At 59.9% G+C, this 9,831-nt stretch carries 12 protein-coding genes; 6 read left to right on the top strand and 6 right to left on the bottom strand.

Annotation, left to right across the window (positions count from 1 at the left end; all coding sequences use genetic code 11):
• Window positions 1–283: 283 nt before the first annotated feature.
• Both AC13Q5_RS30725 and AC13Q5_RS30720 read left to right on the top strand, forming a co-directional pair.
• Window positions 284–652 carry an Hpt domain-containing protein gene (locus tag AC13Q5_RS30725; RefSeq protein WP_075850669.1) on the top strand — a complete coding sequence of 123 codons (369 nt, stop codon included), beginning with the start codon at window positions 284–286 and terminating at the stop codon, window positions 650–652.
• A gap of 148 nt (window positions 653–800) precedes the next feature.
• Window positions 801–1,121 carry a 2Fe-2S iron-sulfur cluster-binding protein gene (locus AC13Q5_RS30720; protein WP_075850668.1) on the top strand — a complete coding sequence of 107 codons (321 nt, stop codon included), beginning with the start codon at window positions 801–803 and terminating at the stop codon, window positions 1,119–1,121.
• A 444-nt stretch (window positions 1,122–1,565) separates the two neighbouring features.
• Here AC13Q5_RS30720 and AC13Q5_RS30715 read toward each other — a convergent pair whose 3' ends face one another.
• Window positions 1,566–2,189 (bottom strand): DUF922 domain-containing Zn-dependent protease, encoded by a 624-nt coding sequence (locus tag AC13Q5_RS30715; protein ID WP_488504265.1) that lies wholly within the window; start codon window positions 2,187–2,189, stop codon window positions 1,566–1,568.
• A 92-nt stretch (window positions 2,190–2,281) separates the two neighbouring features.
• Between AC13Q5_RS30715 and folP the strand changes: the two genes are divergently transcribed.
• The 3 genes from folP (at window position 2,282) to folK (ending at window position 4,095) form a co-directional block, all read left to right on the top strand.
• Window positions 2,282–3,151, top strand: a complete 870-nt coding sequence (gene folP, locus AC13Q5_RS30710; RefSeq protein ID WP_488504240.1) for a dihydropteroate synthase — start codon at window positions 2,282–2,284, stop codon at window positions 3,149–3,151.
• A gap of 61 nt (window positions 3,152–3,212) precedes the next feature.
• Window positions 3,213–3,584 carry a dihydroneopterin aldolase gene (gene folB, locus AC13Q5_RS30705; protein WP_075850666.1) on the top strand — a complete coding sequence of 124 codons (372 nt, stop codon included), beginning with the start codon at window positions 3,213–3,215 and terminating at the stop codon, window positions 3,582–3,584.
• Entirely contained in the window at window positions 3,568–4,095 is a 528-nt protein-coding gene (gene folK, locus AC13Q5_RS30700) for a 2-amino-4-hydroxy-6-hydroxymethyldihydropteridine diphosphokinase (RefSeq protein ID WP_457881121.1), read from the top strand. The genes folB and folK overlap by 17 nt, the downstream gene beginning before the upstream one ends.
• Window positions 4,096–4,172: 77 nt before the next feature.
• On the opposite strand, the gene AC13Q5_RS30695 is transcribed toward folK, so the two are convergent.
• The 4 genes from AC13Q5_RS30695 to AC13Q5_RS30680 form a co-directional block, all read right to left on the bottom strand.
• Window positions 4,173–4,724, bottom strand: coding sequence for a hypothetical protein (locus AC13Q5_RS30695; RefSeq protein WP_075850664.1), 552 nt, complete (start codon window positions 4,722–4,724; stop codon window positions 4,173–4,175).
• A 105-nt stretch (window positions 4,725–4,829) separates the two neighbouring features.
• Window positions 4,830–5,921: a YcjF family protein gene (locus AC13Q5_RS30690; RefSeq protein WP_488504239.1), complete on the bottom strand. Its 1,092-nt coding sequence runs from the start codon at window positions 5,919–5,921 to the stop codon at window positions 4,830–4,832.
• A complete protein-coding gene (locus AC13Q5_RS30685; RefSeq protein WP_488504238.1) occupies window positions 5,918–7,393 on the bottom strand; it encodes a YcjX family GTP-binding protein in 1,476 nt (491 codons plus the stop codon). The genes AC13Q5_RS30690 and AC13Q5_RS30685 overlap by 4 nt, the downstream gene beginning before the upstream one ends.
• A 123-nt stretch (window positions 7,394–7,516) precedes the next feature.
• Window positions 7,517–8,008: a SixA phosphatase family protein gene (locus AC13Q5_RS30680; protein WP_488504237.1), complete on the bottom strand. Its 492-nt coding sequence runs from the start codon at window positions 8,006–8,008 to the stop codon at window positions 7,517–7,519.
• A gap of 281 nt (window positions 8,009–8,289) precedes the next feature.
• On the opposite strand from AC13Q5_RS30680, the gene dksA reads away from it, so the two are divergent.
• Window positions 8,290–8,709 (top strand): RNA polymerase-binding protein DksA, encoded by a 420-nt coding sequence (gene dksA, locus AC13Q5_RS30675; protein WP_004109001.1) that lies wholly within the window; start codon window positions 8,290–8,292, stop codon window positions 8,707–8,709.
• A gap of 93 nt (window positions 8,710–8,802) precedes the next feature.
• Here dksA and AC13Q5_RS30670 read toward each other — a convergent pair whose 3' ends face one another.
• On the bottom strand, window positions 8,803–9,741 hold the full coding sequence (locus tag AC13Q5_RS30670; protein ID WP_488504236.1) for a flagellar biosynthetic protein FliO: 939 nt from the start codon (window positions 9,739–9,741) through the stop codon (window positions 8,803–8,805).
• Window positions 9,742–9,831: the final 90 nt, after the last annotated feature.

Here is a 9,831-nt window from a genome sequence, read left to right as displayed (position 1 = left end):
CATGTGCCATCTACCCAATTTACTAGTATCGTAGTGACACATTCCCCCAGTCATGACAATTAATTCCACCTTAAAGCCAGTGGATCATTAAGGTGTCATTAACCCTATTTACCCGTTCAACGCCATGAAAACCCAAGATTTTGAGCATGTTTAACGCACGTTAACCATGTCTGGAGTTTTCGGCCCTGAATGTGCCAAAATTTAACTGGATGGCCATGCCCGGGCCGCAACTATGCGGCAGGTCCCTAAAACAGTCATAGATAAATGACGGGAGCATTGGCACATGGCAGCTTTGAACATCGCATTTGAATCTCCGGACAATTCGCGGGGCGCGGCCCCGTCTCGGGAGCGGGCGATCGATCTCGTCCATCTCGGCAAGCAGACGATGGGCGATAAGGCGCTGGAGGTCGAGGTGCTGCAGATGTTCGCCAGGCAGGCCCGTTCCTGCTTGCAGGAGATCGGCAGCGGCGATCCGAAGCGCGTGGAGGCGGCATCACACAAGCTGAAGGGCGCTGCGAGCGCCGTTGGCGCTTTCCGCGTCGCTGATGCGGCTGGAGCGCTCGAAAGCAATATCGGCGACGCCGCTCACATGGCAGCGGTCACAACCAGCGTCATTGAGGCCGAAAACTTCATTTTGAAGCTCTCGCGCTGAGCTGATCCGCTCGAAGATCAATGATGTGCATTCTTGCGCCGCCAGACGGGATAAACCGTTTCGGCGGCGCAAATGTTGACTGCCCCAACGATTTGTTGGAAGTAAAATTCCGATCGTCCTTCATTCACGCAATTCGGAATTCACCCACATGACCAAATTGACCATCGTCGCCTTCGACGGCACGCGCTTTGACCTCAATGTCGACGAGGGCTCCACGGTAATGGAAAATGCCGTGCGCAACTCCGTTCCAGGGATCGAAGCGGAATGCGGCGGTGCATGCGCCTGTGCCACCTGTCATGTCTATGTCGACGAGGAATGGACCGAAAGGGTCGGCGGCCCGGAAGCCATGGAAGAAGATATGCTCGACTTCGCCTTCGACGTCCGCCCGAACTCGCGGCTCTCCTGTCAGATCAAGATGAAGAGCGCACTGGATGGCCTTGTCGTCCACGTGCCGGAACGCCAGGCCTGACGCCGGGCCTTGGGCACGTCCCGCCCGGTCCGTTGCGATAATCCGGCTGAAAGCCAAATGCCCAAAAAAGATGCCTCGCTCAGCTGGTGCAGCGAGCGAGGCGAGGCGGGCGCATCACTGCAGGCAAGGGAGGAAACACCTGCAGCTTCAGGACGCGCCAGGAGAACACTTAGCGCATGCTTTGAAAAACAAACCCTGACTGCGCCGAAGAGCGAAGAAACCCGCCAACGCAGGTACTCAAAATCGATCCTTTTGCGACATCCGCCCGGTCTTCTTCGAATCAACCAGTGCGTTTGTCTCTGTAATTGATAGGAAAAACCTATTTCAGATTCTCGTAAAGTTCAAAGAGCGACGAGATCGAACGATTCACAGGATATAGTGGCTGATTTCCCACAGTTGGCTCTTCTTCATTGCCTTTTGCGCCGAAGGTAGTTCTTCGACAGGCTACTGCTGGGTACCTTGGCGGCTGCGGTAGTAGAGCAGCCTCTGCATCCGGCTCGTGAAATTGATCGCTTCGATGCGGTCGAAGCGTGCCTGATCGGCATCGTGTCGCTCGGTTTCCCGCGACGTCACCTCGTTTGCCTTTTCCTGAAGCGCATCGCAATTGCCGGCGGATGGCAGAGACAGGATCTGCCTTTCCATCTGCCGCGCATGCTGACGGGCGATTTCGACATGCCGGTCCTCATGGCGCCGGATATCGGCGGCCAAGGTATCCCAGATCATGGAAAGCTGCTTGCTGGCATGCCGCCGGTCACGCCAGCGCGGCAGAATGATTTCCGTATCAACGGTAACCTTGACGCCGGAGATATAGCAACGCCCGTTTGCTTCGCTATAGGTCGCATTGCCGCCGAAGCGAATCTTCGTCGCACCGGGATGGTGGCTACTGGAACCGATCGCCAGCGGTCCACGCTGGTTCAAGGCAGCATCGAGCTCGTCGGCGGTGCTGCCCTTGATGTCGAAATAGGAAATGGATTTGCGGGCAATGACTTCGGCGTTGGCCACATCGTGTATGCAGAACGCGAGCAACAATGCACACGAAAGACTGAACTTATGGGATGCAAGCGGCATTCGTGTCGCTACCATGTTGAACTTCTGTGAACCTTGCGGCATAGCCACTGTGAGCGCAATATCAAGCGCGAGGTTTTTTCCTTTTCAATGGGATGGGACGGTTCGTGACTGAGCTTCGCAGCCAAACCTGGCATGTCGCGCATGGCCGCAGCATCGACGTCGGCGGTCAGAGCGTCATCATGGCTATCGTCAATGTGACGCCGGATTCCTTTTCAGATGGCGGTCACTATGAGGCCGTGGATGCGGCCGTTGCCCATGCGCTGGCTTGCGTCGAGGACGGGGCTGCCATCATCGATATCGGCGGCGAATCGACCAAGCCAGGTGCCGCCGCCGTCAATGCCAGCGAGGAGCAGGGGCGGGTGTTGCCCGTCATCGAGGCCTTGCGCGGTAAGACCGACGCGCTGATCTCGGTCGATACCTATCGCGCCGACACGGCGCGGCTGGCGATCGGGGCCGGCGCGCATATCGTCAACGACGTCTTCGGTCTGCAGCGCGAGCCTGATATCGCTACCGTGGCGGCGCAAACGGGCGCCGGTCTGTGCATCATGCATACGGGACGTGACCGGCAGAAGCTGCCTGACGTGATCGACGATCAGCTTTTCTTTCTCAATCGCTCGCTGGAGATTGCCGCCGCGGCCGGCGTCGACAGGCAGACGATCGTGCTCGATCCAGGTTTTGGCTTTGCCAAGGAGAATGCCGAGGAAAATCTGGAGCTGATGGCGCGTTTCAATGCTCTGCTGCGCTTCGAGCTGCCCCTGCTGGTCGGCACCTCGCGCAAGCGGTTCGTCGGCACTATAACGGGTCGCGAAGCGGCTGACCGGGATGTCGGCACTGCGGCAACCAGCGCGATCCTGCGACTGCAGGGGGCTGCGATATTCCGCGTACACAATGTCGCAATCAACAGGGACGCGCTGGCGGTTGCGGATGCTATTCTGAGGACGCGCGCGAGACTTAAAGCATAATGCTCGAATCCAGGGAGCGGTTTTCGGACCCGATCGCGCCTGTTCGAAACGGAGAGACGCCATGAGCGCTGTGACATACACCATTACTCTGCAGAATTGCGCCTTCTTTGCCCGGCATGGCGTGCATGATGAGGAGGAGTTCCTCGGCCAGCGCTTCTTCGTCGATGCCGAACTCGATGTCGAGGCTGGCGATGCGCTGGAGCGCGATTCGATCGACGACACTGTCAATTACGGCATCGCATTCAGCGTCATCGAGGAAATCGTAACCGGGCGCCGACGCTACCTGATCGAGGCGCTGGCGCTCGATGTGGCGAAGGAGCTATGCCGTCGTTTTCCGAGTATCCGCCGCGCCAAAATCACGGTACGCAAGCCCAATGCCCCGGTTCCGGGCGTTCTCGATTATGTGCAGGTGAGCATTGAGCATTTTGCCTGAAGGTGTAGCCGTGCGGACGACGCTCGGTTTGGGTGGCAATCTGGACAACCCGGTCCGTGCCATGGCGCTGGCCTTGCGCACGCTGGACGGGCGCGCCGATTGCCAGGTGGTCTCGGTGTCGCGGCTTTATCGCACGCCGCCCTGGGGCAAGACGGACCAGTCCTTCTTCTACAATTCCTGTGCTGCCGTCGATACGACGCTCACCCCGGAAGCGCTGCTCGATGTGTGCCTCGACATAGAGCGGCAGATGAAGCGGGTGCGGATCGAGCGCTGGGGGCCGCGGACGATCGATATCGACATGCTGACCTATGGGGATCTGGAACAGGCCGAGCCGTTGCTTACCATTCCGCATCCGCGAATGGTCGAGCGTGGTTTCGTGCTGATGCCGCTTGCCGATTTTGCCGCCGACCTCATCGTGAACGGCCGTACGATCAGCGACTGGTTGCACGATGTCGACGTCGAAGGCATCGAGGTCGCGGATGAAAGCCGTGACTGGTGGCGGTCGGCCTGAACTGGACGATATGATTATATAAAGAGAAAGGCCGGCAAAATTGCCGGCCTTTCTCTTTATGAACTATTGTCCGATGCTTACTGGATCGAGCCGACCGCCATCTGGTCGACGTCGGCGCGCTTCAGCGTGACGCCGATGACGGGCACCATCTGTTCGCCGACCTTCACCGAGATGGTGACGTTCATCGACTTGCTGTCCGGGACACGGGCGATCATGGCACCGTTCAGCTTCTGGCGGTTCAAGCCGAGAACGACGGTGTTGTCGTTGACGGTGCCCGATGTGACATCGAGACCCTTGCCGGCTGCGCCATCGAGGAACTTTCCGCTATAGGAACCGCCACTCTGCGTGATTTCTGCCGACATCGGCTGCTGGAAGACGCCAACGCGGCAGGTACCGTCGAGCTTGACGCCGGCGCTGCCGCCGTCAGACGGCTTGCCCGTGAGACTGCAGGTGAACTTCGTGCCTTTGTACTTGCCGGCAACGATCTCGCCGGGACCGCTCCATGTGCCCGAGATCGACTGGAAGAAGGCCTTGTCGCGGGGTGCCGCGTCAGCTGATTGCGTCCAGACGCCGGTGGAGATGGCTGCGGCGGCAAGGCTGCTTACAAGAAGAATTCGACGCGAAAACATGGACATTCCCTAGCGAGGCGAAACCGTGAAACTGGTTGTCACTTTTGCCCTAGAATGGTTAATGCTTGGTTTCCGGACGTGCTGAGGTCCCTAATTTGCAAGTCATCACGCCGGGTTGCGACCGGTGATGCTGGGCGTGAGGTCGCCGGCGAAATCGGCGATGCCCGGTCGCTTGAGTGCCTTGAAGGGCAGCGGCCGGCAGAGATCCATCGCGGCTATTCCGATCCTTGCTGTCATCATGCCGTTGACGACGCCTTCGCCGAGGCGGGCTGACAGTTTCGACGCTAGTCCGTGGCCGATCAATTGCTGGACGATGCTGTCACCGACGGCGATGGAGCCGGTGACGGCGAGGTGGGCGATCACATCGCGCATCAGCCTGACCATGCCGACCGTGCCGGGCCTGCCGCCATAGAGCTCCGCCATGGCACGAACCAATTTCGCGGCTTCGTAAAGAACATAGAGAATATCGACGAGGGCGCGGGGACTGACGGCAGTTACGACCGAAACCCGCTTCGAGGCACCGAGAATCAATGCGCGGGCACGTCGGTCGAGCGGGCCGAGCAGTTCGCGTTCAGCAAGGTCGATCAGCTGTGGCGGGTCGATAATGTCGTCTTCGGCCGCCTTCAGGGTTGCGCGGCCTCTGGCCGTGTCAGGATTTACTTCCAGGATCGCGCAGAGGCGCTTGACCAGGGCCTTGGCGCGGGCCGGCCTGGTCTCCAGGACGGCTGCTTCCGCCTCGGCCTTGATGGTCTGGACGGCTGCGAGCCGCATCATGCCGGCCGTCTCGCGGATCACGATGGCAAGCACGGCAAGTATGCCGACGGCGACGACGGCAAGGGCGGTATAGCCGAGCCAATCGGCCCGGCTGAACAGATCGCGGATGAGCTGATCCGTCCAGAGGCCGAAGGCGAGCGACACCAGGATGCCAAGCGCGCTGAGTGCCACCTTGCCGAAGGAGAATTCCTTGCGACGGGGCTTGGCGATGGCATTTGCATCCGGATCAGCACCGAGAGCCGGATTGATGAATGGGTCTTCCGCATCGGGCGTGAGCACGACGTCGGTATCGAAGCTTTGCGGTTTACGCACCACCGGTGGCGCTGCCTTGTTGTTCGACCCTTTGCCAGACAGCTCCGGTTCCAGCGTGAAGGCGGCGGGGCGGCGGTTGCCGTTCGGCTCGTTTTCGGTCGATTTCGTCATGCGAGACGGTCTCCGAACAAGAACTGCATGGCGCGGTCGAGGCGGATATGCGGCACCGAAAGCTTAATCCCTTCACCGGTTTCATCGAGCTCGGGCGGGCGGAACCGCACGACGTTCACCTCGGGCAAATGGACCTGTGCCCCATTGGATTCAAGGGCTTCGAACAGCCAGCGGGGATTTTCCGGGAGATCGCCGGGGAAGACCGCCGTCTTGCGATTGCCGTCGAAAGTCTCGCCGGCGATGGTTTCCTTGTCCATTGGCGTGCCAACGATGACGGGAAGCGTCTGCCCGTCGCGGGTCACGGTCGCCTCCCGTGTCGCGCGCACCGACGCGATGGCCATGACCTCGATGCCGGCGCCGGCCATGCCGATGCGCTCGATGGCACGCTCGACCAGACGGCGCGTCAATGCTTCCAGCCGGTCGTGGCTTTCATGGTGGAGATGGTCGGCCTTGGTTGCGGCGACCAGCACGCGGTCGATGCGGCGGCCGAGCAGGGAGGAGAGGAGCGAATTCGTGCCGGGGCGGAAGCAGGCCAGCACATCCGTCAGCGCCCTTTCCAGATCCTGCACCGCTTCCGGGCCGCGATTGATGGCCTGCAGGGCATCGACGAGAACGATCTGCCGGTCGAGGCGGGCGAAATGTTCGCGAAAGAAGGGTTTGACGACGACGGACTTATAAGCCTCGTAGCGGCGCTCCATCATCGCCCATAGCGACCCTTTCGGCGCGCTGCCTTCGGCCGGAAGCTTCAGCGGTGCAAAGGTGAGGGCGGGCGAGCCATCGAGATCGCCCGGCAGGAGGAAGCGGCCGGGTGGCAAAGTCGAGAGCGAGCGCTCGTCGGATTTGCAGGCTTTGAGGTAATCGGCAAAGGCGGTGGCGAGGTCACGTGCCTTCATTTCATCCGCGGTTTCAGCGATGTCGGCTTCCTCGGTCATCGCCACCCAGTGACGTGAAAGCTCGGCGCGAATGCCGGTGTTTGCCAGCGCAAGCGTTTCCTCGCTGAAGGTGCGGAAATCCTTGGCGAGCAATGGCAGGTCGAGCAGCCATTCGCCGGGATAATCGACGATATCGATGGAGAGGCGCCCGGGTGAGAACAGGCGGTTCCAGCCGCTGGCGCTTTGATAATCCAGCGTGATGCGTAGCTCGGAGATCGCCCGCGTCGAATCCGGCCAGATGCGGTCTTTGACCAACGCGCGGATATGATCTTCGTATTGAAAGCGCGGCACGGCGTCATCCGGCTGCGGTTCGAGGCGGACAGCCGAAACGCGACCGGACTGCACGGGCTCGAACAACGGCAGACGGCCACCATTCAGGAGATTATGCACCAGCGAGGAGATGAAGACGGTCTTGCCCGAACGGGAGAGGCCCGTAACGCCCAGACGAACTGTCGGATTGACGAGGCCGGCGGCGCGATCGGCGAAATTGTCAAAGGCGATGAGGGCGTCGTCGGTAAAAGAGGTCAGGCTTGGGGGCAAGGCGGGATCCCTGGATGACAGCGTGGCCGTGAATATAGGGATCGAAACTCGCGCCGAAAAGATGAGCGGATATCTGTCTGCAATTACCGGCGAGCGCGGTCGCTGCCCATATCGAAGAAATCCCTATTCGGTGACAAAATCCGTCAGGGTCCAACCCGACGGTGTCGCATCGATCACAGCAAGGCCGGCCGTCGGAAAGCCATGTGGGAGAGCATCGGCGAAGGCTTCATGTCCGACCAGCGCGGCAAGCGTCAGCTCGATGATCGGATTGTGCGCGACCAGCATGACCGAGGCCTGGTCGGTCTGCGCCGAGATGAGCGACAGGTAGATATCGGGCGTACCGTTATAGAGTGCATCGACAAAGCGGAACTCCGTCGAGGGCGTGACGGCGCGGCGCATGGCTGCAGCAGTCTGGCGACAGCGCATGGCGGTGGAGGAAATGATGAGGTCAGGCTTATAGCCCTTGTCGACCGCTTTCTCTGCGACGATCTCGGCTGCGGCATAGCCATTATCACTCAGGGGACGGTCGAAATCCTTCTGCCCAGGCGCAGCCTGTCGGGCCTCGGCATGGCGCAGAAGATAGATCCTGGAGGGCGGCGGCGAAATTTTGATCATGGCGAAATTCCGAGGCTCGATTTCTCCAATGAGGTAGCGTCTGTTCGCATGTGTCGTCAACTGCGAGGCGATCCGTGCGAAGGCGAAATGCCCCACCTTCACGGGAAGGTTACGAGCGCCGAGAATCGGGGCTGACGGGAAGAAGTGATGAAAAAATAGACCCTTAGCCGAATTTTATGACAAATTTAAAAATCAGTTGACAGCATCTATTTGGCTTGAATCGGCACTATTGGTTGGGATATACACCCCAGCCATATGAGATGTTCTTCAGGAGAATCGCGTTGAGTGAGAAGATCGATCTTAGTAACTATGTGCCCTCGGAAGACGAGGAGTTCATGAATCTGAATCAGCGAGCTTATTTTCGAGCGAAGCTGATAGCATGGAAAAACGATATCCTTAGAGAAGCGCGCGAAACCCTGGATCATCTGGCAGAAGAAAGCGCAAATCACCCCGATCTTGCCGATCGGGCTTCTTCGGAAACCGACAGAGCCATTGAACTTCGGGCTCGCGACCGCCAGCGTAAACTCATTTCCAAGATCGATGCCGCCTTGCAGCGTATTGAAGATGGTACCTACGGCTATTGCGAGGAAACCGGCGAGCCTATCGGCTTGAAGCGTCTGGACGCTCGTCCGATCGCTACCTTGTCGATCGAAGCACAGGAACGTCACGAGCGCCGCGAGAAGGTTTATCGCGACGAGTGATGGCGGTTCGGTTTCGACCGAGCTCATGGAACAAAGGCACGACGGAGATATCCGTCGTGCCTTTTTCGATTCCAGCGTTTGAGAGGCCGCGTCCTATTTGTCGCGGCTGACGCTCATTTCACCGAAGATGCGAGCGACTTCTTTCTGAAGAGCGCTGTCGGCTCCCGTCATCGGAGCAAGTTCGGGTTCGACACGTTTTGCCGGGCTAGGGATTGGGGTTGGGGATGCTGCAGCATTCGGTTGCTGCTGCACCTGCCGTGGTGCCGGCGCGTTCGGAATGATCCGTTCGGCGGTCAGGTTCTTCGACATTTCAGCTTCCAGTATACGCTGGAAATCATTATCGGGTTCGGCAGCAGGAGGCGTCGGTGCGAGGGTGGGTTCGACTGGCGCCGGGCGCGCGGGAGCAGGCTGCTGCTGCGGCAGGACGACGTGGCGAGCAGCATCCAGTATGTCGGCTGCTTCGGCCTCGCTGATTGACGGAGCGGGCTGAGGGGTCGGTTGCGGCGGCTTGACAGCGGCGGGTTGTGGGCGTTCGGCCACCTGCGGCACCGGATCGGGTTCCGCCACAGGTGCAAGGCGGGGCTCATTGCGCAAATAGGCTTCGATCTTGTCCTCGGCCGATTGCTGGCGCTGCGGAAGCGCTGCTGGAGGTGCTTCCACAGCCGCCGCCTTCTGCTGCGGCTGTTGCCGCTCTTCAAATACCATGGGGATCTCGACCGGCGTCGCGGTGCTTCCAGCCCGCGTGGCATCGGAAATGCCAGATTCGATGACGATGTCTGTCGGGCCGCCGATCATGATCAGATGCTCGATCCCATCGCGTCGCACGAGCACGAGACGGCGGCGGGCATCGACGGCGGCGGCGTCCAGCACCTGCAGGCGAGGCTGGCGGTTCTTGCCGCCGCGCACGAAGGGAGAAGGAGCGCGGTTGCGCATGATCCACAAAATGCCGATCAGCACGAGCAGGGCAATGCCAACTCCGCCAGCTGCAAGAAAGAAACGGCTGCCATAGGCTCCGGCGATATCGTCCAACATGTCGAGATACTCCGTAATTGTCCCCGATGTCGCGGTCTACAGCGCCGCGCGTCACATGTGACGCGCAAAGGTCGCTGTAGTACTTTAAAT

Source organism: Martinezella sp. CNPSo 3964, assembly GCF_057784375.1.
This window is presented reverse-complemented; position numbering and strand designations above follow the sequence as displayed.